Annotated in this window: 25 protein-coding genes; 8 read left to right on the forward strand and 17 right to left on the reverse strand. The window is 72.6% G+C overall.

The window, feature by feature from the left end:
- Positions 1–23: 23 nt before the first annotated feature.
- Positions 24–821, forward strand: a complete 798-nt coding sequence (locus FHX82_RS05315) for a carbon-nitrogen hydrolase family protein (RefSeq protein ID WP_145935501.1) — start codon at positions 24–26, stop codon at positions 819–821.
- Here FHX82_RS05315 and FHX82_RS05320 read toward each other — a convergent pair.
- Positions 766–1,677 (reverse strand): DMT family transporter, encoded by a 912-nt coding sequence (locus FHX82_RS05320; RefSeq protein WP_145935502.1) that lies wholly within the window; start codon positions 1,675–1,677, stop codon positions 766–768. The two genes, FHX82_RS05315 and FHX82_RS05320, sit on opposite strands and share 56 nt — an antisense overlap.
- Positions 1,678–1,849: 172 nt before the next feature.
- On the opposite strand from FHX82_RS05320, the gene FHX82_RS05325 reads away from it, so the two are divergent.
- The gene (locus FHX82_RS05325; protein ID WP_145935503.1) at positions 1,850–2,503 is read left to right on the forward strand and encodes a VC0807 family protein; all 654 of its coding nucleotides are present in this window, start codon (positions 1,850–1,852) and stop codon (positions 2,501–2,503) included.
- On the opposite strand, the gene FHX82_RS05330 is transcribed toward FHX82_RS05325, so the two are convergent.
- Positions 2,496–3,116 (reverse strand): LuxR C-terminal-related transcriptional regulator, encoded by a 621-nt coding sequence (locus tag FHX82_RS05330; RefSeq protein WP_145935504.1) that lies wholly within the window; start codon positions 3,114–3,116, stop codon positions 2,496–2,498. The two genes, FHX82_RS05325 and FHX82_RS05330, sit on opposite strands and share 8 nt — an antisense overlap.
- Positions 3,117–3,263: 147 nt before the next feature.
- Here FHX82_RS05330 and FHX82_RS05335 point away from each other — a divergent pair, with 147 nt between their 5' ends.
- The 3 genes from FHX82_RS05335 to FHX82_RS05345 all read left to right on the forward strand — a co-directional run bounded on the left by FHX82_RS05335 (position 3,264) and on the right by FHX82_RS05345 (position 6,154).
- Entirely contained in the window at positions 3,264–4,283 is a 1,020-nt protein-coding gene (locus FHX82_RS05335) for a type VII secretion protein EccE (protein ID WP_229881482.1), read from the forward strand.
- Positions 4,284–4,368: 85 nt separating this feature from the next.
- Positions 4,369–5,067: a S1 family peptidase gene (locus FHX82_RS05340; protein WP_145935505.1), complete on the forward strand. Its 699-nt coding sequence runs from the start codon at positions 4,369–4,371 to the stop codon at positions 5,065–5,067.
- Between the two features lie 13 nt (positions 5,068–5,080).
- Positions 5,081–6,154 carry a dihydrofolate reductase family protein gene (locus tag FHX82_RS05345; RefSeq protein ID WP_145935506.1) on the forward strand — a complete coding sequence of 358 codons (1,074 nt, stop codon included), beginning with the start codon at positions 5,081–5,083 and terminating at the stop codon, positions 6,152–6,154.
- A 271-nt stretch (positions 6,155–6,425) separates the two neighbouring features.
- Here FHX82_RS05345 and FHX82_RS05350 read toward each other — a convergent pair whose 3' ends face one another.
- From FHX82_RS05350 to nadA, 4 genes are read right to left on the reverse strand one after another with little or no spacing between them, the layout of a single operon-like run.
- Complete coding sequence (locus FHX82_RS05350) at positions 6,426–7,706, reverse strand: ATP-binding protein (protein ID WP_145935507.1); 1,281 nt, start codon at positions 7,704–7,706, stop codon at positions 6,426–6,428.
- Positions 7,707–7,745: 39 nt separating this feature from the next.
- Entirely contained in the window at positions 7,746–8,597 is an 852-nt protein-coding gene (gene nadC, locus FHX82_RS05355; protein ID WP_145935508.1) for a carboxylating nicotinate-nucleotide diphosphorylase, read from the reverse strand.
- A complete protein-coding gene (locus tag FHX82_RS05360; RefSeq protein ID WP_145935509.1) occupies positions 8,594–10,237 on the reverse strand; it encodes an L-aspartate oxidase in 1,644 nt (547 codons plus the stop codon). The genes nadC and FHX82_RS05360 overlap by 4 nt, the downstream gene beginning before the upstream one ends.
- Positions 10,237–11,244: a quinolinate synthase NadA gene (nadA, locus tag FHX82_RS05365; RefSeq protein ID WP_145935510.1), complete on the reverse strand. Its 1,008-nt coding sequence runs from the start codon at positions 11,242–11,244 to the stop codon at positions 10,237–10,239. The genes FHX82_RS05360 and nadA overlap by 1 nt, the downstream gene beginning before the upstream one ends.
- Positions 11,245–11,339: 95 nt before the next feature.
- On the opposite strand from nadA, the gene FHX82_RS05370 reads away from it, so the two are divergent.
- Together FHX82_RS05370 and FHX82_RS05375 are read left to right on the forward strand one after the other, a co-directional pair.
- Positions 11,340–11,996 carry an NUDIX hydrolase gene (locus FHX82_RS05370; protein ID WP_308431622.1) on the forward strand — a complete coding sequence of 219 codons (657 nt, stop codon included), beginning with the start codon at positions 11,340–11,342 and terminating at the stop codon, positions 11,994–11,996.
- Positions 11,997–12,030: 34 nt separating this feature from the next.
- Positions 12,031–12,747, forward strand: a complete 717-nt coding sequence (locus FHX82_RS05375; protein WP_145935512.1) for an LON peptidase substrate-binding domain-containing protein — start codon at positions 12,031–12,033, stop codon at positions 12,745–12,747.
- 153 nt (positions 12,748–12,900) lie between these two features.
- Here the strand turns inward: FHX82_RS05375 and FHX82_RS05380 are convergent, their stop codons facing one another.
- The 7 genes from FHX82_RS05380 to FHX82_RS05405 all read right to left on the reverse strand — a co-directional run bounded on the left by FHX82_RS05380 (position 12,901) and on the right by FHX82_RS05405 (position 20,659).
- Positions 12,901–13,446 carry a DUF2567 domain-containing protein gene (locus tag FHX82_RS05380; protein WP_221215623.1) on the reverse strand — a complete coding sequence of 182 codons (546 nt, stop codon included), beginning with the start codon at positions 13,444–13,446 and terminating at the stop codon, positions 12,901–12,903.
- An 87-nt stretch (positions 13,447–13,533) separates the two neighbouring features.
- Positions 13,534–13,734 carry a biotin synthase auxiliary protein BsaP gene (gene bsaP, locus FHX82_RS36795; protein WP_145935514.1) on the reverse strand — a complete coding sequence of 67 codons (201 nt, stop codon included), beginning with the start codon at positions 13,732–13,734 and terminating at the stop codon, positions 13,534–13,536.
- Positions 13,731–14,747, reverse strand: coding sequence for a biotin synthase BioB (gene bioB, locus FHX82_RS05385; protein ID WP_145935515.1), 1,017 nt, complete (start codon positions 14,745–14,747; stop codon positions 13,731–13,733). Before bioB ends, bsaP begins: the two co-directional genes overlap by 4 nt.
- A gap of 80 nt (positions 14,748–14,827) precedes the next feature.
- Positions 14,828–15,544: a dethiobiotin synthase gene (gene bioD, locus FHX82_RS05390; protein WP_183176583.1), complete on the reverse strand. Its 717-nt coding sequence runs from the start codon at positions 15,542–15,544 to the stop codon at positions 14,828–14,830.
- 39 nt (positions 15,545–15,583) lie between these two features.
- The gene (locus FHX82_RS05395; RefSeq protein WP_145935517.1) at positions 15,584–17,863 is read right to left on the reverse strand and encodes a SulP family inorganic anion transporter; all 2,280 of its coding nucleotides are present in this window, start codon (positions 17,861–17,863) and stop codon (positions 15,584–15,586) included.
- A gap of 289 nt (positions 17,864–18,152) precedes the next feature.
- Positions 18,153–19,433, reverse strand: a complete 1,281-nt coding sequence (locus FHX82_RS05400) for an adenosylmethionine--8-amino-7-oxononanoate transaminase (protein ID WP_145935518.1) — start codon at positions 19,431–19,433, stop codon at positions 18,153–18,155.
- 23 nt (positions 19,434–19,456) lie between these two features.
- Positions 19,457–20,659: a cytochrome P450 family protein gene (locus FHX82_RS05405; protein ID WP_145935519.1), complete on the reverse strand. Its 1,203-nt coding sequence runs from the start codon at positions 20,657–20,659 to the stop codon at positions 19,457–19,459.
- Positions 20,660–20,765: 106 nt separating this feature from the next.
- Here FHX82_RS05405 and FHX82_RS05410 point away from each other — a divergent pair, with 106 nt between their 5' ends.
- Entirely contained in the window at positions 20,766–21,383 is a 618-nt protein-coding gene (locus FHX82_RS05410) for a nucleoside/nucleotide kinase family protein (protein WP_145935520.1), read from the forward strand.
- A 416-nt stretch (positions 21,384–21,799) separates the two neighbouring features.
- Here FHX82_RS05410 and FHX82_RS05415 read toward each other — a convergent pair whose 3' ends face one another.
- The 4 genes from FHX82_RS05415 to FHX82_RS05430 all read right to left on the reverse strand — a co-directional run bounded on the left by FHX82_RS05415 (position 21,800) and on the right by FHX82_RS05430 (position 26,195).
- Complete coding sequence (locus tag FHX82_RS05415) at positions 21,800–22,936, reverse strand: glycosyltransferase family 4 protein (RefSeq protein WP_145935521.1); 1,137 nt, start codon at positions 22,934–22,936, stop codon at positions 21,800–21,802.
- Between the two features lie 83 nt (positions 22,937–23,019).
- Entirely contained in the window at positions 23,020–24,072 is a 1,053-nt protein-coding gene (locus FHX82_RS05420) for a C40 family peptidase (protein ID WP_145935522.1), read from the reverse strand.
- A 452-nt stretch (positions 24,073–24,524) separates the two neighbouring features.
- Positions 24,525–24,740, reverse strand: a complete 216-nt coding sequence (locus FHX82_RS05425; protein WP_145935523.1) for a hypothetical protein — start codon at positions 24,738–24,740, stop codon at positions 24,525–24,527.
- Between the two features lie 81 nt (positions 24,741–24,821).
- Positions 24,822–26,195, reverse strand: coding sequence for an NYN domain-containing protein (locus FHX82_RS05430; protein ID WP_183176486.1), 1,374 nt, complete (start codon positions 26,193–26,195; stop codon positions 24,822–24,824).
- Positions 26,196–26,268 lie beyond the last annotated feature (73 nt).

Consider the following 26,268-nt stretch of genomic DNA (forward strand, 5'->3'; position numbering starts at 1 on the left):
CGTCCACGACCAGGGAGGTAGCCGTGCTCCGGATCGCGCTGAGTCAGGTCACGTCCGGCGAGGACCCGGCCGGGAACCTCGAACTGATCCGCGGCGAAGTGGCCAGGGCCGCCGCCGAAGGGGCCCGGGTCGTGGTGTTCCCCGAAGCCGCCATGGTGCGCTTCGGCGTCAAGCTCGGCCCCCTCGCCGAACCGCTGGACGGGGCGTGGGCGAAGTCGGTGTCGGCGGTCGCGGACGAGCACGGCGTGCTGGTGGTCGCGGGCATGTTCACGCCGTCGGATGACGGGCGGGTGCGCAACACGCTGCTGGTCACCGGGCTGGGCAGGCACCTCGGCTACACGAAGATCCACCTCTACGACGCGTTCGGCTTCCGCGAGTCCGACACCGTCGCGCCGGGTTCGGACGTCGTCACCACCACGGTCGACGACGTCACGCTCGGCCTCGCCACCTGCTACGACGTCCGGTTCCCCGAGCTGTTCCGCCGCCTGGCCGACGAGGGTGCCGAGGCGATCGTGGTGCCGACGTCGTGGGGCAAGGGCGAGGGCAAGCGCGAGCAGTGGGACGTGCTGGTGCGCGCCCGCGCGCTCGACTCCGGCTGCTGGGTGCTGGGCTGCGGCCAGGCCGACCCGGCCGAAACGGGCACCGAGGTGAACCCCAAGGCCCCGACGGGCATCGGCTACTCGACGGTCGCCGACGGCTTCGGGCACGTCCGCGCGCAGGCCGGGCCCGGCCCCGAGCTGCTCGTCGTCGACGTCGACCCCGAGGTCACCCGGAAAGCACGGGCTGCGACGGGTGCACTCGCGAACCGGCGCTTGAGCTAGGCGAAACCGCCTGGCTGCGGCGGGACAGCAGCCAGATCCCCGCCACGATGACGGCCGCCGCGAGGATCTCCCCTGTCAGCACGCCCGCGCCGGCAGCCGCCGACTCGCCGAGCCAGCCGATGCCCACGGCCACGCCCACCAGCGGGTCGCTCGTCGTGATCACCGCGAGCGCGGGCGCGATCATCCGCCCCTGCTGGAAGGTGTTCTGCGACAGCAGGAACCCCACCGGCCCGACGAGGCACACGACGTAGAGCGCCCAGTGCGTGAACGGCACGGACCACCCCTCCCGCAGCTGCCCGGCGACCACCTTCAGCAGCCCGGCCGTCACGCCGTAGAGCACGCCCGTCGCGAGCGCCAGCCCGAGCACCCGCCCCGGCCCCCGCAGCACCCACGACAGGCCGAGCCCGGTCAGCGCGAGCAGCCCCAGCACCAGGGCGAGCGGCCCGGCGTCGTGCACCAGCTCGGCGGAACCCCCAGCCGGCCGGGCCAGCGCGAGGAACGCCGAGAGCCCCGCGACGCAGACGAAGGTGCCCAGCACCACCACCGGATCCGGCCGCCGCCCGCCCAGCCACGCGGCGAACACGCTCGCGAACGGCAACGCCGTCACCAGCAGCGGCTGCACCAGCAGCAACGGCCCGTACCCGAGCGCGAGCACCTGCAGCGCCAGTCCCCCGACCGTCGCCACGATCCCCACCAGCCACAGCGGACGGCGCCCCAGCGCGACCAGCAGCCCCGGGTTCAGCGTGCGGCTGCGCGGCACCTGGTGCGCGGCCTTCGCCTGCGCGGCCGACGCCAGCCCCATCAGCGCCGCCCCCGCCACCGCGGCGGGCACCGCCACGAGCAGTTCCACGCCCATCCGCTCACCTCCCCTTCACGCCACCATCACACCGTGGGCACCGCCTTCCCCGCATCCGGAAATTCCCCGGAGCGTTACCGGAACCCGACCCTGATCTCACACGTCCAGGAGGTAGATTGAGCCGCCTCACGAGCCCCGCCCCGTGCTCCCCCGCGCACAGACTGTGAGTCCGATGCCCCACCACGTGACGGTCCACCTCCCCGCCCTCGGCGCCCTCCTGCGCCAGGGCGCGAAGCACCTGCTCGAGTCGACGATCGTGCCGCTCGGCCTGTTCTACCTGCTGCTGACCCTCGTCGGCTTCGACGGCGGGCTGATCGCCGCGCTGTCCTGGTCGGTGCTCGCGCTCGCCCGGCGGGCCGTGCTGCGCCAGCCGGTCCCCGCCGTGCTCCTGCTGACCACCGGGCTGCTCGTCGGGCGCACGGTCCTCGGGCTGGTCACCGGCAGCGCGTTCCTCTACTTCCTGCAGCCGACGCTGCAGAACTTCCTCATCGCGCTCGTGATGGTGGGCTCGCTGCCGTTCGGCCGCCCGTTCATCGCGAAGCTCGCCGACGACTTCTGCGCGTTCCCCGACGCGTTCAGCAAGCACCCGCGCGTGGAGCAGATGTTCCGTCGCCTGTCGCTGCTGTGGGCGCTGGTGTTCCTGACCAACGGCGTCACGACGCTGTGGATCCTCGCGCGGGAGAGCGTCGGCAACTTCCTGGTGGTCTCCACCGCGGGTTCGTGGAGCGTCATCGGCGCCGCGATCGTGGTGTCGCTGCTGTGGTTCCGCCGCGCCCTGCGGGGCGAGGGCATCGCGTTGCGCTGGGGCGCCGCGCCCGTCAGCTGATGCCCTCCTCGATGGCCAGCCGGGTCAGGTCCGGGCGGCGCCGGCGGCCCGTCTTGTCCCGGATGCGCTCCAGGTAGGAGCGGACGGTCCGGACGCTGATCGACATGGCCTCGGCGATGTCGCTGTCCCGTTCGCCCGCCGCGACGAGGGACAGCACCTGCCGCTCGCGGTCGGACAGCAGGCTCTTCACCCCGCGCGTCGAGTTCAGCAGGAACGACGCCAGCGCGGGAGAGACGTACGTGTTGCCCGCCGCGATCTCCCGCACCGCACGCAGGATGTCGGCGCCGTCGGCGTCCTTCGACAGGTACCCGCGCGCGCCCGCCGAGATGGCACCCAGCACCTCCTCCTGCCCCGCGTGCGCCGAGACGATGAGCACCTTGTGCCCCATCTCGACGACCTTCTGCACCGCGGCGGAGTCCGTGACGCCACGCAGCTTCAGGTCGAGCACCACCACGGTGCCCGCGGGCTCGCGGGCCGCGGCGAACCGGGGCACGGAGTCGGCGACCGTGCCGAGCTCGATGTCCGCCGCCTCGGCCAGCACCCGCGCCACGGCGGACCGGTACAACGGATGGTCCTCGATCACGCTCACCCGGATCCGCGGCTGCTCGCTCATCCCCGCCTCCTCGCCTCGTCCCCCGGGGGATACCCCGCCCGCGCCCGCGGATTCTTCCGCACCCGGACCCCCTGTGGCTATTTCTACCGGCAGAAAAAGTGACGGCCCCGTTTATTCTGTACCAGGAATCAAGGAGAGGCGTCGATCTTGACCACGGCCGGGGCACGGATTCCTACGTTCACGGGGGCGCACCGCGCGAGCGCCGCCCTGTCGCCGTACGTTCTGCCGATCCGCCCCGCCCAGGTCGCCGTGTGGGTGCTCGCGGCGGTCTGCTGCCTCGCGGACCAGTCCCCGGAAACCGAACTGCTGGCGGCGCTGGTGGTCGGGGCCACCTCGGTGCGTTTGGCCGGACGGCACTTCGCGGGCTGGGCACTGACGTGGGTGCGCTATCGGCTGCTGCGCCACGACGACCGCAGGCTGGGCACCGATCCCCTGCTCGTGCTCGCCCCGGACTTCCGGCTGCGCCAGCACCACGACCGCGCCGGCAACCGCTTCGGCGTCATCGGCTCCGGGAACGGCTGGACGGCGGTCCTGCGGCTGACGACCGAGCCGGACGTGCGGTGGCTGAGCGGACTGCTGCGCCACGTCTGCGAGAACGAGGAGATTCCGCTGGCGGGGGCGCAGCTGGTCGCGCGGTCCGAACGCGGGCGGCGCGTGCACCTGGTCGCCCTGCGCTACCGCCCCGCCGACGCCCCGCTCGCGGCGCTGTCGCGCGGTCCCGGTGAGCTGGGCGAGCACCGGGCGCTCGTCCGCGCGGCGCTGAACCTGCTCGGCACGCTCGCCGAGGCAGGGTATCCCGCGACGATCCTGGAAGCGGGCGAGCTGGCCGCGGAACTGCGGGCAACCCTTGGCGTGCAAGGGGAACCGGCGGCCGTGTCGGACGGCTGGCGGGCGTGGTCCGCGGCGGGCACCACGCAGGCGTGCTTCACGCCGCGAGCCGATCTTGAAAGCGCTTTCCACGCCGGCGCGCGCCAGGCCGCCTTCACCGTCGCGTCCTTCTCCCTCCGCCGCACCTCACGGGGCCGGCTGCGGGAGGACGTCGTGCTGCGGGTGGTCGAGCACCGCCGCGCGCCCCGGGCGGACGACTTGGACGTCGTGGCCGTGCCGCTGTACGGACGGCACGAGTCGGCCGTCCGGCGCACCCTGCCGCTGGCCTGCGCGCGCTGACCGTTTTTTCCGACTTCCGTAGGTACCAGGGGAAGTTCTGGCGGAAATAGTTTCGAGAGGTTCTTCCCCTTCCCCGGAGGTTCCCATGCGAAAGACCGCTGCCGTCCTCGCCACCGCCGCCGTGCTCGCCGGTGCGGGCGTCGCAACCGCCGAAGCCGCCACGCCGTTGATCATCGGCGGCACCACCGTCAGCTCGGCGCCGTGGGGCGCGCAGATCTACTGGGACGACGTGTCCAGCTACGGCGGGTTCGAGTGCTCCGGCACGATCATCGCGTCGCAGTGGGTGCTCACCGCCCAGCACTGCCTCAACAGCCCCGGCATGCACGTGAAGATCGGCAGCGTGACGCTGCAGCAGGGCACGGACGTCGACGTCGACCGGCAGCTGGCCTCCCCGAACGGCGACATCGCGTTGCTGCACCTGACCCGCGCGGTGAGCACGACGTACATGCAGCTCGCGGACAGCGACCCGGCGACCGGTGCCACCAACCAGATCTACGGCTGGGGCCGCACGCAGGGCAGCAACCCGCCGTCCAGCACGCTCAAGACCGCCGACGTCCGCGTCACGGGCACGAGCTCCGACGCCTACGGCGGCCCGGCGATCGCCAGCCGTGGCGTGACCGGCTCGTCGTGGCACGGCGACTCCGGCGGCCCGGAACTGTCGGGCGGCAAGCAGGTCGGCGTGTGCTCAACGGGCAGCAACACCGGTTACCAGACCAACGGCACGCAGAACTACGCGAAGGTGTCGGCGAGCCGCTCGTGGATCCGGTCGAACGCGGGCGTGTGAGAGATTTGGGGGCGTGAGCAAGCGCCCGTACGTCCTGGCCTCGGCCGCGATGTCCCTCGACGGTTACCTCGACGACACGAGCCAGGAGCGGCTGCTGCTCTCCAGTCCGGAGGACTTCGACCGCGTCGACCAGGTCCGCGCCGGTGCGGACGCGATCCTGGTCGGCGCGGGCACCATCCGGGCCGACAACCCCCGGCTGCTGTCGCGGTCCGGGCCCGATCCCGTCAAGGTCACGCTCACGACCAGCGGGAAGCTGGACCCGGGCGCGAAGTTCTTCACCACCGGGGACGTCGCGAAGCTCGTGTACGCGGCGTCTCCGGCGGTCCCGGCATTACGCGCCCAGCTCGGCGACGTCGCGACGGTCGTGGACGCGAGCGAACCGCTCGACGTGCACCGGCTGCTGGCCGACCTGGCCGACCGCGGCATCGGGCGGCTGATGGTGGAGGGCGGCAGTGCCGTCCACACCCTGTTCCTGACCGAAGACGTCGTCGACGAGCTGCACCTGGTCGTCGCGCCGTTCTTCGTCGGCCAGCGGGAAGCGCCCCGGTTCGTGGGCGCGGGGCGCTTCCCGCAGGGCCGGATGCTGCTCGTGGAGACGCGGCAGCTGGGTGATGTCGTGCTGCTGCGGTACCTGACGGGCCAGGCGGCACGCGACCACAGGCGGCTGCGGGAGGCGGCCGAACTCGCGGAGCAGTGCCCGCCGTCCGCGACGTTCCGGGTGGGTGCGGTGATCACGGACGCGTCGGACCGCGTGCTGGCCACGGGCTTTTCCGGCGAGACGGACCCGCACGACCACGCGGAGGAGGCGGCGCTGGCGAAGCTGGGCCCGGAGGCGCCGCTCGCGGAGGCCACCATCTACAGCTCGCTGGAGCCGTGCAGCGCGAGGGCGTCCCGGCCGGTCACGTGCACGCAGCACATCCTCGACGCGGGCATCCCGAGGATCGTCTTCGCGTGGCGCGAACCGGCGGTGTTCGTCGACGCGCAGGGCGCGGAGCTGCTCCGCGCCGCGGGCCGCGAGGTGATCGAGATCCCGGAGCTGGCACCCTTGGTCCAGCAGGCGAACACCCACCTGCCAGGGGTGGGTTAGGTCTGCGCGGCTGCGGGGCCCGCCACCTCCTGCGCGCCGGACGCGTGGTCACCTCATCAGGCGGGCACCCCGAGCCGCGCCATCCCGCAGCCGCCTAGCGCGGCACCCACATCGTCACCCTCGTGCCGCGACTCCGGCCGGCCCCAAGCACGGCCCGCCAAGCATGGCCACCCGTGCCCCGTCCCCGCCGCCGGTCAGCGCGGTACCCGCCTCGCCACCCGGGGTGCCGCGACTCCGGCCGGAACTCCACCCCCCGCCATCCCGCAGCCGGTCAGCGCGGCACCCACATCGTCACCCTCGTGCCGCGCCCGGGGCGGGACTCCACCCGGCACCAGCCGCCGACCTCGGACAGCCTCGCCTTCATCGACTCGCTCATCCCGAAGCCCGCCGGGCGGGCGTCGGCGTCGTAGCCGACTCCGTGGTCGCGCGTGACCACGACGACCCCGCCGTCGCGCTCCTCCATCCGCACCACGACCTCGCGCGTGCCCGCGTGCTTCATCGTGTTGCGCAGCGCCTCCCGCGCCGCGTCGCGGACCGCGATCCGGCGGGCCTCCGACAGCTGGTCGTCGCCGATGTCGGAGATCGCCAGCTCCGCCCGCAGCCCCTCGCGCGCCATCTCCGTCGCCAGCGTGGCCAGCTCGGCGGCCAGCCCGTCCGGCGCACCCGTCGAGTTCAGCATCCGCCGCAGCTCGGTGGCCTGCACGCGCGCCGCCTCCCGGACCCGCGCCAGCTCCGTCGCACCGCCGTCCGCCAGTGCGATCGCCTCCAGCGTCTGCAACACGGTGTCATGCAGCGTCCGCTCCGTGCGGGCCCGCTCCGCGTCCTGCCCCAGCCGCATCCCGATCGCCAGCGCCAGCCGCGTCGCCAGCCCGAGCAGCACCAGCGAACCCACCGCCGTCGCCACCGCCACCAGCAGCATCCCCGCGACCCCGGCGAGGCTCGCCAGCGCCGGCCGCCCGCCGCCGGGCCCGAGCCACAGCAACACGCCCTGCAGCCCGATGCCCAGCACCGCCAGCCCGAGCCCCGCGAACAGCCCGCGGCACATCGTCCACAACGCGACCGTGCTGGTCAGGTAGATGAACGGCAGCCACCCGCCCGGCCAGAACAGCTCGGCGGGCGCCGTCGCCCCGCACCACAGGCTGGCGCCGACGGCGAGCGCGACGTCCGTCCACAGCAGCGCCCACGTCCACCGCCCGCGCCGGTCCGGTACCCGCAGCACCCACCCCGCGCTGGCCGCCGTGAAGACGGTGCCGAACCACGCCACCACGGTCTGCTGCCACGTCGGGCCGAAGCCGAGGACGAGCCAGAGCCACACCGCCGGCAGCCCGACGATCCGGAACGTCATCGGCAGCAACACGGCGTACCGCGTCGCGCGGATCATCAGCGGGTCGGCCGGCGGCTCCACCTCGCTCGCCGCCATCGCCCCCATCCGGCGCACGGCCGCGACCGGAGCAGGGTCGTCGACCTCGGAGGGCAGCTCACGCGGCGTGGACGCGAGCACGGGCGCGCCACGCCGGAGCAGGGCGAGCAGGAAGTTCGGACCGCGGGTCAAGTTTCGTACTCTTTCTCCCCCCTCGTGCACCTTAACCCGTCAGTGCAAGTCCAGCCCGAGGTCCAGCGCCGGAGAGGAGTGCGTGAGCCCGCCGACCGCGAGGAAGTCCACGCCGGACTCGGCGTACTCGCGGGCGTTGTGCAGCTTCAGCCCGCCGGACGCCTCCAGCCGCGTCTTCGGCGACAGCTCGTCGCGCGCCCGCACCGCCCGCGCGCAGTCCTCCGGCGTGAAGTTGTCGAGCAGCACCTCGTCCGCCCCGGCCGCCAGCGCCTCGGCGAGCTGGTCGAGCGTGTCCACCTCGACCTCGCACGGCAGCCCGGCCGCGTGCTCGCGGGCCGCAGCCAAGGCCGCCGTGACCGAACCGGCCGCGACCACGTGGTTGTCCTTGATCAGCACCGCGTCGCCGAGCCCCATCCGGTGGTTCACCCCGCCGCCGCAGCGCACGGCGTACTTCTGCAGCAGCCGCAGGCCCGGCAAAGTCTTGCGGGAGTCCCGGATCCGGCAGCCCGTACCGTCCACAGCGGACACCCACGCCGCTGTCGCCGTGGCCACGCCGGACAGGTGGCACAACAGGTTCAGCGCCGTCCGTTCGGCCGTGAGCAGCCCGCGGACGGAACCACGCAGCACCAGCGCCGGCTCCCCGGCGACCAGCTTGCTGCCGTCCTCCAGCGCGGACAGCACCTCGTAGCCGTCGCCGAGGACCTGGTCGAACACCGCCAGCGCCGCCGGGAGCCCGGCGAGAGTGCCGTTCACCCGCGGCGTCACCTCCGCACGCGCGGTCGCGCTCTCGGGCACGGTGGCGTTCGTCGTCGCGTCCGGGCCGTACCGCAGGTCCTCGGCGAGCGCGAGCTCCACCACGCGCCGGACGTCCTGCAGGTCGAGGTCGGTCATGCCACTCCCATCGCCGGAACCGGATCGGCCAGCACCGGCTGCCCCGACGGGCTGAGCCGGATGAGCTGGCTGCGCTGCCACAGCTCGTCGTCGCGCTCGGGAAAGTCGGCGCGGACGTGGCAGCCGCGCGACTCGGTGCGCCGCTCGGCCGCGGCGACCAGCGCCTGCGCCACCAGGGTGAGCGCGGCGTCCTCCACGTCCCGGTGTGTCCGCAGTGGACGGTCTTCTGTGGACAGATCGAGCACCGAGCCGACCACGGCGAGACCTTCGGCGTCCCGACCGATCGCGGCGTACCGGCTCATCACGCGCTGCAGGGCGTCCCGGTCGGCGACCGGCACCGCGCCCGGGCGCGGCTCCCGGCCCTGCCGCGGATCGGCCAGCAACCCGGCCGCGAGGTCCGCGGCGACGGCCTCGGCCGTGCCCGCCCCCGTGACCAGCCCTTCGAGCAGGCTGTTCGAGGCGAGCCGGTTGGCGCCGTGCAGTCCCGTCCTGGCGACCTCACCCGCGGCGTACAGACCCGTCACGCCGGTGCGCCCGTCCGTGCCCGCGACGACCCCACCGCACGCGAAGTGCGCGGCCGGCGTCACCGGGATCGGGTCCCGCGCCGGGTCGACGCCGATCGCCCGGCACGCCGCGAAGACCGTCGGAAACCGCGTGGCGAAGCCGGAAACCCCGGTGGCGTCGAGGAAAACGTGGTCGTCGATGCCGCCCGGCGCCTGCCCCATGCGGCGCGTGATGGCCGCCGAGACGACGTCGCGCGGAGCGAGGTCGCCCAGCGGGTGCACGCCCCGCATCACGGACTTCCCCGCGCCGTCGACGAGCACCGCCCCCTCGCCGCGCACGGCTTCCGTGACCAGCGGGCAGCGGCCGCGCGCGCCCGGCGTGTACAGCACGGTGGGGTGGAACTGCACGAACTCCAGGTCCGCCGCCTGCGCTCCCGCCCGCAACGCGAGCGCGAGCCCGTCACCGGTGGCGATCTCCGGGTTCGACGTGGCCTGGTAAAGCTGGCCCAGACCACCGGTGGCGAGCAGCACGGCCGGGGCGCGCAACACGCCGGGCACGCCGTCGGGGTCGAGCACCGTGACCCCCGCGACCGCGCCCAGCGGCGTGAGCAGCGCGTCGACGGCGATGTGCCGCTCCAGCACCGGAAGCCGCCGACCGGTGGCCTCGGCGACGAGCGTGCGCTCCACTTCGGCGCCCGTCGCGTCCCCGCCGGCGTGGATGACGCGGAACGCGCTGTGGCCGCCTTCGCGCGTCCGGGCGAGCAGCCCGGCTGCTCCCGGGTCGAACCGCGCGCCGGCCTGGCGCAACCACGAAACCGCACCCGGCCCGGCGTGCAGGATCGACCGCACCGCGTCCGGCTCGCACAGGCCCGCGCCCGCGACCAGCGTGTCCTCGACGTGCCGCCCGACCGAGTCACCCTCGTCGTGCTGGTCCTCCAGCACCACCGCGACGCCGCCCTGCGCCCAGCGCGTGTTGCCGTCCTCGACCGCGGCCTTGGTGACCACGAGCACGCGCAGCCCGAGCTCCTGGGCGCGCAGCGCGGCGGTCAGCCCGGCCACTCCGCTGCCCAGGACCACGAGATCCGCTCTCGCCTCCCACACCGCGGTTTTCGACTGAAAGTCGCTAACCGGGCGCATCACTCACCGCCGCCGGGCTGGCCGATCTCGATCATCCGCTGCACCGAAGCCCGCGCACGGGCCGCGGTCTCGAGGTCGACGTGCACCTCGTCGACGCCTTCACGCAGCGACCGGAGCAGGGCCGCGGGGGTGATCATCTTCATGTACCGGCACGACGCACGCTCGTTCACCGCGCGGAAGTCGATCTCCGGCGCGGCCTTGCGCAGCTGGTGCAGCATGCCGATCTCGGTGGCCACCAGCACGGTCTTGGCCTTGGTGTCGCGCGCCGCGTGCACCATGTCTCCGGTGGACAGGATCTTGACCTTCTCGCGCGGCACGGTGCCCTCGCCCGCGAGGTAGAGCGCCGAGGTGGCGCAGCCGCACTCGGGGTGGATGAACAGGTCGGCGTCCGGGTTGGCGGCCGCGCGCTCGGCCAGCTCGGGCCCGTTGATCCCGGCGTGCACGTGGCATTCGCCCGCCCACACGTGGATGTTGTCGCGGCCGGTCTCGCGCTTGACGTGCGCGCCGAGGAACTGGTCGGGGCAGAACAGCACCTCGCGGTCCTCGGGGATCGAGGCCACCACGTCCACCGCGTTCGATGACGTGCAGCAGATGTCGGTCTCCGCCTTGACCTCGGCCGTGGTGTTCACGTACGAGACCACCACCGCGCCGGGGTGCTCGGCCTTCCACGCGCGCAGCTGGGCGCCGGTGATCGAGTCGGCGAGCGAGCAGCCGGCGCGGGCGTCTGGGATCAGCACCGTCTTCTCCGGCGCCAGGATCTTCGCGGTCTCGGCCATGAAGTGCACGCCGCAGAAGACGATGGTCGACGCGTCACTGGCCGCCGCGATGCGGGACAGCGCGAGCGAGTCGCCCGTGTGGTCCGCGATGTCCTGGATCGCCGGGGACTGGTAGTTGTGCGCCAGCAGCACCGCGTCGCGCTGCCGCGCGAGCTCGCGCACCTCCTCCGCCCAGGCCGCGTCCGGCTCGATCCCGGTGTACGGGGTCAGCTCCTGCAGAGTCGAAGTCATCATGGCCCTCCTGGACCGGCTTGCGGGTTTTCGCCTTACAATCGAAAACCGTGCGAAGCCATATTAACAGCAGCGCCCCCCTGGCACACGAGGTTTTGGCGGCGGTCGTCCAGGTGCGTTCCGCCACACTGCGGGTGCTGCTGTGGCGCCGCGCCCTCGATCCGCACGTCGGCCGGTGGTCACTGCCGGGTGGCAGGCTGCGTCCCGACGAGGACGTGGAGACGTCGATCCGGCGTCAGCTCGCGGAGAAGGTGGACGTCCGGCAGCTGCGGCACGTGGAGCAGCTCGCCGTGTTCAGCGCCCCGGACCGGGTGCCGGGTCCGCGCGTGGTCGCGACGGCGTTCCTCGGGCTGGTGCCGTCCGACGTGGATCCGGAGGTGCCGGAGGACACCCGGTGGCACGAGATCGACGCGCTGCCGCGGACGGCGTTCGACCACCGCGAGATCATCCTGCGCGCCCGCGACCGGTTGCGCTCCAAGCTGAGCTACACGAACGTCGGATTCGCCTTGGCACCAAGGGAGTTCACCATTTCGGCGCTGCGTGAGATCTACTCCGCGGCGTTGGGGTACAAGGTTTCCGCGACGAACCTCCAGCGGGTGCTTTCGCGCCGCGGGCTGCTGGTGCCGACCGGCCACACGGCACCGCCGGGCCGCAGCGGGGGGCGGCCCGCCGCGCTGTTCTCCTTCGCCGGTGAGGGAATTCAGGTGACGGATCCGTTCGCGGTGTTCCGGCCGCCGCCGAGGCGACGATGAGCAGCGGAGCGGTTTTCGAAGTACCGTGTAGGCCGTGACCGATGCGGAACGGCCGGAGAGCAAGCAGGTGACCGTCCCGCTGTTCCCGTTGCAGACGGTGCTCCTGCCGGGTGCGGCGTTGCCGCTGCACCTGTTCGAACCGCGTTACCGGCAGCTCGCCGTCGATCTGCTCACGGGTGCGGTGCCGGACAAGCGGTTCGGCGTGGTCGCGATCCAGGCCGGGGGGATGTGCGAGATCGAGCGGCTGGAGCACGTGCAGGAGGTCGGCTGCACGGCGATCCTGCGGGAGAGCGAGCGCCTGCCGGACGGCCGGTTCGACATCCTCACCACCGGGGAGCGGCGGTTTCGTCTGCTCGACATCGAGACCCACCGCGCCCCGTACCTGGTGGGCACAGTGGAATGGCTGGACGACGAGCGCCTGCCGCCCGCCGCGGCCGAAGCGACCGCGAGACTGGCGGGCGCGGCGCGTGCCGCGCACCGGCGCTACCGGGAGTCGGCGTGGGACCGTGACGCGGTCACCCCTCCGGCGCCGGAAACCCACCCGGCCGACCTGGCGTACCTCCTGGCCGCGGACTGTCTGTTACCTCTCGCCGACCGCCAGCGCCTGCTGGAGGAACGCCACCCCCTCCGACGGTTGAGCATGGTGTACCGCCTGCTGTCCCGGGAGGCGGGTTTCCTGGCGGCGCTACACGCCGTGCCCGCGCCGCCCGCGCAGCTCCCCCACCTGATGACCCGCGCGGTGCTGAACTGAGGGGTGTCGTCGCGGCACGCCCCGCCACCGGCGGTGCTCACCAGCAGACGGGCCACGCTCCGCACCCCCCAGGCGAACAGCAGCCACCACGGCCTCACCCAGCAACACGCCCCCTGAGGCGGCCCCCTACGCGACGGAAGGCACCGCGGGGCCTCAGCCCAGCCTGCGGCCGAGGTCGTCGCGGCCGTTCCAGCCTGCCAGCAGGCCGTAGACCAGCGCCGTGGCCAGGGGTTGCGCCACCAGCACCCACAGCGACTCCAGCTGCGGCGCCTTGACCAGCACGTCCCCGATCTTCGGCGTGCCCGTCACGGCGTAGTGCCCGTTAGCGAACGCCACGCCCATCGACGTGCCGAGCCAGCCCGCGAGCAGCCCGCCCAGCACCGCCGCGATCATGATCACTGGGCCGCGGCGCTCCCGCAGCAGCCACACCACGACGCCGGTGGCGATACCGGCGGCGAACGCGAGCAGCAGGTAGATGCCCAGGTCGTCGAACCGGTGCCAGCTCTCCAGCTGCAGCGGCACGAGCTGGTTCCCGTCGTACACGCGCACCCGCTCCGGCGGCGCGATCAGCGACCAGAGCCAGCCCAGCGGGATGCCCACCAGCCCGACCAGGGACAGCACGCTCACCGCGGGCAGCAGGTCGGCCTTGACGATCACGCGCGGCTGCGGGCGGGGCAGGCTGAACACCAGCCGGGACAGCCCGGGCTCCTCGGACCTGCCGTCCGCCCCGACCGTTCCCTCAGCCACTGGTGTCTCCCCCTTCGCCGCGCCGCTGGCACGCCGAGACTAGCCGGTGCCCTCGCTCGTGCACGCACCGTGTCGGCTGCATCGCGCTTCCCACCCGGTGGGCGTCACCTGCACCACCATCCGCCGCGCGCACTGGGCGCAGAACCGCGGTGGTTCGAGCGCCGTGCGCGGGGTGTGGCACCGCGGGTGCTCGCTCCCCGCGAGCGGCTCACCGCAGTGCACGCAGTACGTACCGGTCACAACGTCTCGCTCAGCGCCTTGATCGGCATCTTGAGCTCGTCGAGCATTTCCAGGTCCTGGCTCGCGGGCCGGCCGAGGTTGGTCAGGTAGTTGCCGACGATGATCGCGTTGATGCCGCCCAGCATGCCCTGCTCGGCGCCGAGGTCACCGAGCGTCAGCTCCCGGCCGCCGGCGAACCGCAGCATCGTGCGCGGCATGGCGAGCCGGAACGCGGCGACGACGCGCAGCGCGTCCTTGCCCTCGACGATCTCGTACCGCTCGTAAGGAGTACCCGGCTGGGGGATGAGGAAGTTCATCGGCACCTCGTCGGGCTCCAGCTCGGCGAGCTGCACCGCGAACTCGGCGCGCTGCTCCGGCGTCTCGCCCATGCCGATGATGCCGCCGCAGCACACCTCCATGCCCGCGTCGCGCACCATGCGCAGCGTCTCCCAGCGCTCCTCCCACGAATGGGTGGTGACGACGTTCGGGAAGTGCGAGCGCGCGGTCTCGAGGTTGTGGTTGTAGCGGTGCACGCCCATCCCGACCAGCTCGTCGACCTGCTCCTGGGTGAGCATGCCCAGCGAGCAGGCGATCTGGATGTCGTTGCCGTCCGCGCGGATGGCCTCGATGCCCTCGCGCACCTGCGACAGCAGCCGCCGGTCCGGCCCGCGCACCGCGGCGACGATGCAGAACTCGGTGGCACCGGTCTCGGCCGTCTGCCGCGCCGCCTTGACCAGGCCCGGGATGTCCAGCCACGCCGAGCGCACCGGGCTGGGGAACCGGCCGGACTGCGAGCAGAAGTGGCAGTCCTCCGGGCAGCCGCCGGTCTTGAGGCTGACGATGCCCTCCACCTCGACCTCGGGACCGCACCAGCGCATCCGCACCTCGTGGGCGAGCGCGAGCAGCTCGGGCAGCCGGTCGTCACCCAGCCGCAGCACGTCGAGGACCTGCTGCTCCCCCAGTCCCACTCCCCGTTCGAGCACCTGTTCCCGTGCGACGGCGAGGACGTCGGTCCGTTCGGGCGCTGTGGTCACTGGCGTCTCTCCTTCGAGCGTCGGGCACAGACAGGTAGCCATGCTGCCTCACGGGGTGCCGCCGGGCATAGCGAGGAACGTCACGTCCGGGCGGCGGCCGCCTTCTGGAACTGCTCGGGGTCGAACTCGCCGCCGAACCACGGCGACAGCCCGGCCCGTGCCCGGTCCAGGAACTGCTCCCGGCCGAGCCCGCCCACCCCGGCGGCCAGCGCGCCGAGCAACGGCGCCCCGGCGGCGACGGGCAGGTCCGCTGCGTTGCTCAGCATCGCCAGGTCCGGCTCCGCGGGCCACGACCCGATGACCACGCCGGGCACGTGCAGCCCGCGCGCGGTGGCCACCTCCGCGGTCAGCGCCGTCGCGTTGAGCGTGCCCAGCCCGGCCTCCGCGACCACCAGCACGGGCGCCCCGAGCGCCCACGCCGCGTCGGCCAGCGTGCTGCCGTCCGGGCCGAACCGCACGAGCAGCCCACCCGCGCCCTCGACGAGGACGAGGTCGTGCGTCTCGTCCAGCTCGGTGGCCGCGCTCGCCACCTGCGACGGGGTCAGCACGGGCAGGCCGCTGCGCCGAGCCGCCGCTTCCGGCGACAGCGGGTCGGGGTAGCGCTGCAGCTCCCGCGTGGTCACGTCCCCGGCGAGCCGGGCCACCTCGGCCAGGTCCCCGGGCTCGTCCGGTCCGACGCCCGTCTGCGCGGGCTTGAGCACCGCGACCCGCCGCCCGCTGTCGACGGCGAGCGCCGCGATCGCGGCGGTCACGGCCGTCTTGCCGACGCCGGTACCCGTTCCGGTCACCACCAGCATGCTCACGGGCGTCCACGCTAGTACCGGCACCCGCAAGATCTACTTACTGGTCAGCCTCCTGTCCGCCGCCGGGTTCGCCGCCGAGTGGAACGACCCCGTCCGCGGGTCGTACAGGTGCACGCGCGCGGCACCGACGTCGAAGTACATGCCCAGCAGCTCGATGTCCCCGCGTGCCTCGGCGCGGGCGATCGTCGGATAACCCCGCAACCGCTCCAGTTGTTCGACCACGTTGTGCAGCGCCAGCTGGTTGGGCCCCGCAGGCTCCTCACCCTCGACCGCGATCGGGGGCTGCGTCCAGTACCGCGCGACGCTCGGCTCCGCGTGCCGCAGCCACGCCCGCAGCGCCGGCGCGTCCTCCGGCGCCCCGTCGAGCAGGGCCTTCATCGCCCCGCACGAGGAGTGCCCGCACACCACGACCTCGCGCACCTTGAGCACGTCCACGGCGAACTCCAGTGACGCCCCCATCGACGCGTCGCCTCCGGCCGCGCAGGACGCGTGGTCCGGCACCAGGTTGCCGATGTTGCGCATGGTGAACAGGTCGCCCGGCCCGCTGCTGGTGAGCACGTTCGGCACGATCCGCGCGTCCCCGCACGCGATGAACAACGTCTGCGGCGCGTGCACCTGGTCGTCCAGGTACGGCCGCACCAGCTGCGAGGTCCGCCGCTCGAACTCCGCCACGCCGCGCCGCATCGAGCTCCCCGTGCGCTGCTCCGGGATCGGCGGCACCTCCTCGTGCGTTCCCTGCCACTGCGACCAGGGCGCGAACCACCGGGGCACGACGTGCCGCGCCCGCGACTTGTGCACCGTCGGCTCGCCCGCCTTGCCGCTCTGGAACCACGGGTGGCCCACCTCGTCGACGACGACCGTGCCGCCGGCCTGCTCGTAGGAGTGCTGCCACGCCGACAGCACGTCGAACGCCGCGTGGTCGAGGTAGTCGACGACCAGTTCGAGGGTGACCTTGCTGCCGCGCGGGATCTCGTTGAGCACCGTTGTCAGCCGGGGGATGGACAACGCGGACAGCGCGCCTTCGACGACCACGCGCCAGCCGTCCTCGTCGCGTTCCGCGTGGATCCCCGCCCACAGCAGCCGCCACAGCATGAGCACCGCGGCCACGCCGATGCCGATCAGCACTCCGGTGAGCAGATCGAGCACCACGACCCCGGCCAGCGTCACCACGTACACCGGCAGGTCGCCGTGGCGCAGCACGTCCTTGATCTGCGCGACGTTCACCAGCCGCGCCCCGACGTGCACCAGCAGCCCGGCGAGCGCGGCGAGCGGGATGTTGCGCAGCAGCCCGGCCAGCACGGCGACGAACAGCAGGATCCACAACCCGTGCAGGATCGCCGAAACGCGGGTGCGGGCCCCGGACTGGACGTTGGCCGAACTGCGCACGATGACACCCGCGACGGGCAGCCCGCCCAGCGCCCCCGAGACGGCGTTCGCCGCGCCCTGCCCGATCAGCTCGCGGTTGAGGTCGGTGCGGGGCCCGTCGTGCATCCGGTCCACGGCCACCGCCGACAGCAGGGTCTGCACGCTGGTGACCAGCGCGACCGTGACCACGGCGACGCCGAAGGCGAACCAGCCGCCGCCGGGGAACTCCGGCGCGAACCGCAGGTGCAGCACGTCGGCGGGCACGTCGACCCGGGGCACGTCCAGCGCGAGCAACATCGAGACCACGGTGACGAGGCCGATCGCCGCCAGCGGGGCGGGCACGCGCCGGACGGCGGCGGGCAGCCTCCCCCACAGCACCAGCACGGCGAGCGTGCCCAACCCCAGCAGGGTGGCCGCGCCGTGCAGGTGGACGAGCTGCGACGGCAGCTGCAGCAGGTTTCCCACCGGGGAACTCTGTGCGTTGCCGCCGAGGACGATATGCAGCTGCGCGAGCACGATCGTGACGCCGATGCCCGCCAGCATGCCGTGCACGACCGCGGGCGAGATGGCGAGCGCGGCGCGCGCGACGCGGCTGAGCCCGAACAGGATCTGCAGCGCACCGGCGAGGACGGTGATCGCGCAGGTGACGGCCCAGCCGAACTCGGCGATCGTCTCGGCCATGATGACGGTCAGCCCCGCGGCGGGCCCGCTGACCTGCAACGCCGAACCACCGAGCGCACCGGCCACGACACCGCCGACGACGGCCGCGATCAGGCCCGCGACGATCGGGGCGCCCGAGGCGAGCGCGATGCCCAGCGAGAGCGGGACGGCGACCAAGAACACCACGAGCGACGCCGGGACGTCGTGGCGCAGGTTCTCCAGCAGGCGGCTGCCGCGCCCGCCGGAGCCCGGCGGTGCGTGCTCGCGTTCGCGTGCGGCTGTGATCATGATGCCCTCCGATTTCGGTTGCCGTGTGGCGAAGTGATCCGGCTCGTCCCCAGTGACCGCCGGTGATCCACAGATACCGGAAGCCGGGAGGAATGTCCGGTATGTAGAGAACTACTCACGTTTTGTTCACAGCAGGTGGTGACTGGCAAACCTGCCGGAAACAAACGATGGGCGCGCCCGCGCTCACTCCGCAGCGTGGCCACGGCCTCGAATTTGTACGCAGCGTGATCGCAAGCAGGACAGTGCTCGCCGTCACACTCGTTCTAGTGAACTTTTCCCGTACTGCCGGTCAGGCCGTCGCAGCCACCGCCGCCATCGCCTCGGCGATGGTCCGGACCTCGGCATCCGTGCACACGTACGGGGGCATCGCGTAGATCAGGTTCCGGAACGGACGCAGCCACACTCCGCAGTCGGTGGCCACTTTCGTGGCCGCCGCGAGGTCCACCTCGTGGTCCAGCTGGATGACACCGATCGCGCCGAGCACGCGCGCGCCGGCTACCCCGGGCAGCCGTGCTGCGGCCGCGAGCCCGGACCGCAGCCCGGCCTCGATCCGCCGCACCGAGCCCTGCCAGTCCTGCCCCAGCAGCAGGTCGATCGACGCGTTCGCGACCGCGGACGCCAGCGGGTTGCCCATGAACGTCGGGCCGTGTGCGAGCACCGGCACCTCGCCGCGGGAGATGCCGTCCGCGACGCCGGACGTGCACAGCGTGGCCGCCATGCTGAGATAACCGCCGGTCAGCGCCTTGCCGACGCACAGCACGTCCGGCGTGACGCCCGCGTGCTCGGCCGCGAACAGCGTGCCCGTGCGGCCGAACCCGGTCGCGATCTCGTCGAACACCAGCAGCACGCCGTGCCGCTCGGTCAGCTCACGCAGCACGCGCAGGTAGCCGGGATGGTGGAACCGCATCCCGCCCGCACCCTGCACGACGGGCTCGACGATGACACCTGCGAGTTCGTCCGCGTGCGCCTCGATCTCACGCGCCAGAACGTCCACATAGGACTCGTCCACCGGGGTGTCGAACCCGGCGGGCGGCTCGGGCACGAACACCTGCTCCGGCAGCACCCCGCGCCACAGTGAATGCATGCCGCCGTCCGGATCGCACACGCTCATCGGGTGGAACGTGTCCCCGTGGTAGCCGCCGCGCCACGTCAGCATCCGGCGCTTTCCCTTGCGCCCCAAGGACTGCCAGTACTGCAGGCACATCTTCACCGCGACCTCGACCGACACCGAGCCGGAGTCGCAGAGGAAGACGTGTTCGAGGCCGGGCGGGGTCAGCTCGACGAGCTTCGCCGCGAGCCGGATCGCGGGCTCGTGGGTCAGCCCGCCGAACATGACGTGGCTCATCCGCCCGGCCTGCTCGGCGAGCGCCGCGTCGAGCACCGGGTGCCGGTAGCCGTGGACCGCCGCCCACCACGACGACATGCCGTCGATGAGCTCACGCCCGTCGGCGAGCCGCAGGCGCACCCCCGACGCGCCGGTCACCAGCAGCGGCTCGACCCGGCCGGGCATCGGGCCGTACGGGTGCCACACGTGCCGGGCGTCGAGGGCGAGCAGCTGCGCGGGGTCCACGCCCGCACGATAAACCGGCGGTTTCAGCGCAGGCGGACCGGCAGGGTCTCGAGCCCGCGCATCAGCGTGCTGTCCCGCCAGCGCAGTCCGGCGGGCTCGCCGTCCAGCTCGATCGTGTCGAACCGGTCGAGCAGCTTGCCCAGGGCGATCTCGGCTTCGAGCCGGGCCAGCGGCGCGCCGACGCAGTAGTGGATGCCGTGCCCGAACGCCAGGTGCCCGCCGGCCGGGCGCGTCACGTCCAGGGTGTCCGGCTCGGCGAACTTCTCGCCGTCCCGGTTGGCCGACAGCAGCGAGATCAGGACGAACTGGTCCGCGGGGATGACGGTGCCGCCGACCTCGACCGGTTCGGTGGTGAAGCGCAGCGTCGCGATGTTCACCGGCCCCTCGAAGCGCAGGAACTCCTCGACGGCGCCGGGCAGCAGCGACGGGTCCGCGCGCAGCGCCGCGAGCTGGTCGGGCCGCTCCAGCAGCGCCCGCACGCTGTTGCCGATGAGGTTGACCGTGGTCTCGTGCCCGGCGACGAGCAGGAGGAAGGCCATGGAGATCAGCTCGACCTCGGACAGCTGGTCACCGGCCTCGGACACGTGCACCAGGTCGGAGAGCAGGTCCTCCGTCGGCTCGGCGCGCTTCGCCGCGATGAGCTTGGTCAAGTACTCCGACAGCGCCGTCCCGTGACTCCGCAGCTGCTCCGGAGTCGCGGCAGACACGATGGTGTTGGACCAGGCGCGGAAGTCGTCACGGTCCGTTGTGGGAATGCCCAGCAGTTCGCAGATGACGGTGATCGGCAGCGGGAACGCGAACGCGTTCAGCAGGTCGACGCGGCCGTCCTCGGGCATCGCGGCCAGCAGCTCGTCGGCGATCTGCTCGACGCGCGGGCGCAGGCGCGAGACCGTGCGCACGGTGAACGCCTTGTTGACGAGCTTGCGCAGCCGCGTGTGGTCCGGCGGGTCCATGTTGAGCAGGTGCGCGGCGAGCGACGAGACGAAGGCGCTGTCCGCGCCGCGGTGGACGGCGAACAGCTCGCGGACGCGCTTGTTGTCCTTGCTCAGCCGCGGATCGGCGAGCAGTGCCCTGGCCTCGGCGTACCCGGTGACCAGCCACGCTTTCAGCCCGCGCGGCATCGCCACCGGACGGACCGGCGACTCGGTCCGCAACCGCTCGTACACCGCATGGGGGTTCTGGATGAAATCCTGGTCGAGCTGGATCGGCTCGTCGAGCACCCGCATGTCCTGGTTTGCCTTCCCCTTGGTGTCCTGACGGGAAGAGAACGATTCACCTCGGGGAAAGGTGCCCTGCCCTCGGTGGCGCAGGAGCTTCCGGGAGAATCGGGGGGTGAAGTACCGGCCGATCTCCTTCGACCGGCTCGCCGGGGAACTGGCCGAACGGATCCTCGCGCTGCCGGGTACGCCGTGGGTGCGGGTGGCCGTCGACGGCGTGCTGGACACCGCCCTGTTGGCCGATGCACTGGTGGACCCGTTGCGCGTCAACGGCAGGCCGGTACTGAGGGTGTCCACAGTGGACTTCCTGCGCCCGGCGTCGCTGCGGTTCGAGAAGGGCAAGCAGGACCCGGACGCGCGATACTACGACTGGCTGGACGAGGGCGCACTGCGGCGCGAGGTGCTGGACCCGATCGGCCCCGGCGGCACGGGCCTGGTGCTGCCCGCACTGTGGGACGCCTCCCGAGACAGGGCGACGCGGCTGGACAGGGTGGAACTCCCCCCAGGCGGCGTGGTGATCGTCGACGGCGAGCTGTTGCTGGGCCGCGGACTGCCGTTCGACCTGGCGGTGCACCTGGCAGTTTCGGCAGGCGCACTACGCAGGCGTCTGCCGGAGGAGGAGCAGTGGGCGCTGCCCGCCTTCGCCAGGTACGAGGAGGAGGTCCAGCCCGCTTTGGTGACGGATGTCCTGGTCCGCGCGGACGACCCGAAACACCCGGCAGTGGCGGAGTAAAACAGCGAAACGACCACCCGGCGACGAAACGGGCCCAGCACACCCCCACCCGCCATCACCCACGCCACAGGAACTCGGCGACGAAACAAGCCCGGCACACGCCCAGGCCTCCCCCGTCCCCGATCCCCAGCTGCATTAGCGGTTGGCTCACCGGGTCAAGGGTCGCGCAGCGATCGCGAAGCGACGCCGAAGGCGCCCTTGACGCGGTGAGCCAACCGTTAAACGATCAGGGGAAAGGGGCGGGGGTGGCCGGGCGAAACGAGGGCGCCCAGCGCCCGGTCAAGTCCGCGCCCTACTGGACCACAGGGAACGCGCGCAGCGCGGGCGCACCCGCCGGCGAGCACGAGGGTTGTGGGCCTGGCTCGAAGTGATCCCCCGCTGCCAGGCGACGGGATGACCACCCAACTCCGCGGTTGCTACCCCGCCAACAACCCCCGCAACCGCTTGGCCATGTGGTCCCAGCGCCAGTGCTCGCGCACCCACTCGCGCCCGGCCTCGCCCATCTTCCGCGCCCTCGTGGGGTCCGCCAGCACCGACGCGAGGGTCTCCGCCAGCTGCATGACATCACGCCCGTCGACCACGTGGCCCGTCACCTCGTCCACCACCGTCTCCGGCGCGCCGCCCGAGCGGCCCGCGATCACGGGCAGGCCCGTCGCCGAGGCCTCCAGGTACACGATGCCCAGGCCTTCCACGTCGAGGCCCTTGCCGCGGGTCCGGGCGGGCATCGCGAACACGTCGCCGGCCGCGTAGTGCGCCGGGAGTTCCGGCCACGGCACCGAACCCGTGAAGACCACGTCCTCGGCGACGTCGAGTTCCCGCGCCATCCGCTCCAGCCTGCCGCGGTATGGACCACCGCCGACGATCAGCAGCGCCGCGTCCGGCACGCGCCGCCGCAGCTCCGGCAGCGCCTGCAGCAGCACGTCCTGCCCCTTGCGCGGCACCAGCCTCGACACGCAGACCACCGTCGGCCGGTCGCCGAGCCCGTGCCGGGCACGAATCTCCCGCCGGGCACCCTCGTCGGGGCGGAACAGCTCGACGTCCACACCGGACGGCAGGTGCTCCAGCCCCGCCATCGGGCCGAACGCCGCCGCAAACCGCTTGCGGGTGTACTCGCTGACGTATGTGACGACGTCCGTGGTGTTTCCGATGCGCCGCAACGCCTGCCGCGCGCCGGGCAGCATCGACCAACCCACCTCGTGCCCGTGCGTGCAGGCCACGATCCGCTGGGCGCCCGCGGCCCGCAGCGCGGGCGACATCAGGGCGAGCGGGGCCGCCGCGCCGAACCACACCGAGTCGCACTCCCGGCTGCGCAGGATGTCCTTCGCGCGCCGCACGACATCCGGAGTGGGCAGCATGAGCGACGTGGAATGCCGGACCACCTCGAACGGCGCGGCGGCGTCCCACTCCGGGTGCGAACCGGACGCACCGTGCCACGACGGGGCGTACACGACGAGGTCCTCGGGCGGCAGCCGCCGGGCCAGCGAGTCGAGGTAGTTCTGGATCCCCCCGGGCCGCGGCGGGAAGTCGTTGGTCACCAAGAGGGTCCGGGGCACGCCGACGAGAGTACCGAGTCCCCGAAAGCACCGGGGGCGGCACCGCGTGTGCGGTACCGCCCCCGGTGGGAAGTCGCGAAAGGTCAGTAGGCGACCCGGCGCGCTCCCGAATAGTCGTTCTGCAGCGGCGAAATCTTCACCACGTCACCGGTGTCGGGCGCGTGGACCATCTTGCCGTCGCCGAGGTAGATGCCGACGTGGTGCACCGGCGAGCCGAAGAACACCAGGTCGCCCGGCTGCAGCTGCGCGCGGGGCACGGCCTTGCCGACCGTCGACTGCGCCTGGCTGGTGCGCGGCAGCGAGATGCCGGCCTTGCCGTACGCGTACTGCGTCAGGCCCGAGCAGTCGAACGTGGACGGACCGGTGGCGCCCCACACGTAGCTGCTGCCCAGCTTGCCCAGCGCGACGTTGATGGCGGTCTGCGCGGCCGACGTCGGCGCGGGCAGACCCGGAGCCGCACCGCCCGTGTCGTGCTGCGCAGCCTTGTCCGCGGCGCTCAGCTTCGTGCTCAGCTGCTGCAGCTGGGAAAGCTGGGCCTGCAGCGCGGCGGACCGCGCGTTCAGGTCGTTGAGCAGCTGCTGCGACTGGTCGGTGGCCTGCTGGGCGCGGTTGCGCGCGTCCGTGGCCTGCTGCGCGGCCGCCGCCGCGGCGTTGACCGCGTCGGTGTAGCTCTGCAGCGCCCGGTTCTTGTCCTCGGCCAGCACGGCCAGCGCCGACGAACGGTCCAGGAAGTCCTGGGCCGAGGTGCCGGTCAGCAGCGCGGACAGCTTGTTCATCTGCGCACCGGTGACGAACGAGGCGTCCGCGAACTGGTCGACGACGACCTGGAACTTCGCCGCGTCGGCCTGCGCCGCCTGCAGCTTCTGGTTCGCCGCGGCCAGGTCGCCGTTCGCCCTGGCCAGGTCGGCCTGCTTGGCGTTGAAGTCGTCCTGCGCCTTGAGCTTGTCCTCGTTCAGCTGCTCGGCCTGCTGGGCCGCGGCCCGGTACTGGGCCAGTGCGTCCGCCGAGTTGGTGGGGGGATTCTGGAGGGCGGGGAGGGTGATCGCGCCGGCGGGGACACCCACGCCGACCATGGTGATCACCGCGGCGGCCGCGATGGCTCCTGCGACCACGCGCTTGATCGGTTGCGACTGCACGCCGCGCGTGTCTCCTTTGCACTCGGCCGCCTACCGGTTCGCCGTGCGCAGAGGTCGGGGGCCCTCTGGTCACCGGAGCGGGCGAAATCACGCGTCCGGCGAACGGCTTGCCCACCGCGGCCCGCGGACTTCAGGCACACAAGTGCCCGCACCTGGGTCCTGCCAGCAACGGTGGTTCCGGCACAGCTCCCCGACAAAGCTGCTTCGGCGGCGATCTCGCGTCGTGTCGCGGGGGTGCGACGACTGCCAACCGCGAGATCTCGGCCAGGTTACGAAAGAGCCGCGCTGTCGTCCAGCAGTGTCAGGGAAAAACTCTCCGTAATTTCCGTCGCCGCCCGTTCGGACCAGCGCGTACTTCCCGAGTGTGACCAACGTAACAACCATTACCCAGACCACTACTGACCGTTCGCCGCCGCAAACGACCGTTTGTCGCTTCCGGCGCTCGGGTGGACTCAGGCGGCGCGATCCTGGGTGTGCTCGGCCATCGGCAGGAGCCGCAGGCGCGGGATGAGCCCGCCCTCGGCGAGCGCCTCGATGGCCCGCAGTTCGTCCGGATCCCATTCCACCGTGGGAGGTGCGTTCAAAAGCACGCTGACCGCGCAGTCGGCGCACCCGGTGCCGCGCAGCACGCAGCGGCCACAATCGACGATGGTGCTTTCTCCGTGCATTTCTTCCTCCTGCTGACCTGGTACGGGCCGGACAGGAAGCACGGTAGGGACACCCACCGACAATTTTCGGCGCTTTCGAACTCAGACGCGACCCAATCGCGTGAGCAGTACCGCCGAAGCGACCGGATGCGCGCCCGAACTCCTGGTCGAATCGGCCACCGCGCGGTCCGAGGTCGCCACCACGAGCGGACGCCCTGGCGGCTCCGCCGCGACCAGCGCGCGGATCACGTCGTCGGCGAGCACCCCGGGATCGGAGAACAGCACCCGGACGCCGCGGGGCGCGACAGCGGGCACGGACAGCACGCCCGCCCCGTCGAACACCACCGTCACCTCGGCCCCGGTCCGCGACGCGAGCGCCCCGAGCTGCTGGACGAGGCGCGTGCGCTGGTCGGCGAGCGGCAGCTCCGGATAACCCGTCTTGGTGACGTTGTAGCCGTCCACGATCAGGTGCACGCTCGGCAGCCCCAGCAGGCGGTCCAGCGCCGCCGGATCCCGCACGTGCGCGCCGTGGCCGGCCGAGGAGGACGCACCCCGCACGAGGTCGGCCGGACGGCGCGCGCTCTTGCCGAGCGACAGCTCCCGGCGCAGCCCGGCCACCGCACCTTCGATGGTGTCGGCCAGCAGGGCGAGCCGGACCTCGTCGGCGTCGCGGGCCTCGCGGGCCGACTGACGGGCGATCTCGGCGTCGGCCACCGCCCGCTCGGCCCGCGCCCGCTCCGCCGCGACCCGCTGCCGCTCCCGGTCGAGCTGGGCGGTCAGGGCCGCGATCTCGGCGTCCTTCTCCCGGTCGGCGTTCGCCACCCCGGCCCGTGCGGCTTCCGCCGCGTCACGGGCCTGTCGCAGCAGTACGCCCTGCTCGCGCAGCCGGCCACGCAGCCGGTTCAGCTCGTCCTCGCGCTCCCGGCGGGCCGCGTCGACGGCTTCGAGGGCCTGTGCCAGCTCCTCCCGGGTGCGGACGAGCTCGGCCTCGAGCTTCTGGTTGCGTGCCACCGCGGCATCCCGCTCGGCGCGCAACGCCGTCTCGGCCGCGTTCTTGGCCACGAGCCGCACGCGGGACGTCGCGCTCGACTCACCCAGCAGGATGGCGGCCGTCGCGGCCACCACGGAGTCCTCGTCGTTCGGGTTGAGCGCGTCCTGGCGGTGCTCGCGCACCCACTCCAGGACAGCGGTCCGGAACGCGGTGGAGTCCTGCAACGTGCTCAGCAGAGCGGTGGCGCCGAGCCGCGCGCGCTTGGCGGGCGCGAACTTCGCGACCGGGCGCAGCTGCTGCGGGACATCGACGCGGGGCATCTTGCCGAGGGCTTCGGCGGCGAGCTCGGCGAGTCTGGCGCGCACGAGTTCCGGCAGCTCGCGCCAGGCGAAAGGCGGTGCCGGCTCCGCCTCCGGCCGCTGGTCAGGCGCCGGAGCGCGAAGACCGGGGTCTTCGGGCTCTTCGGCGTGCACTGAGGGCGGCATCCGTACAGGGTAGTCGGTCATTCGCGCGAATCTCTTCCCGCGGGACGGCGGTCGCCCGGAATTGTCGGTGCCG

Origin of the sequence: Amycolatopsis bartoniae, from assembly GCF_014191255.1 — a bacterium.
Classification (GTDB): Bacteria; Actinomycetota; Actinomycetes; order Mycobacteriales; family Pseudonocardiaceae; genus Amycolatopsis_E; species Amycolatopsis_E bartoniae.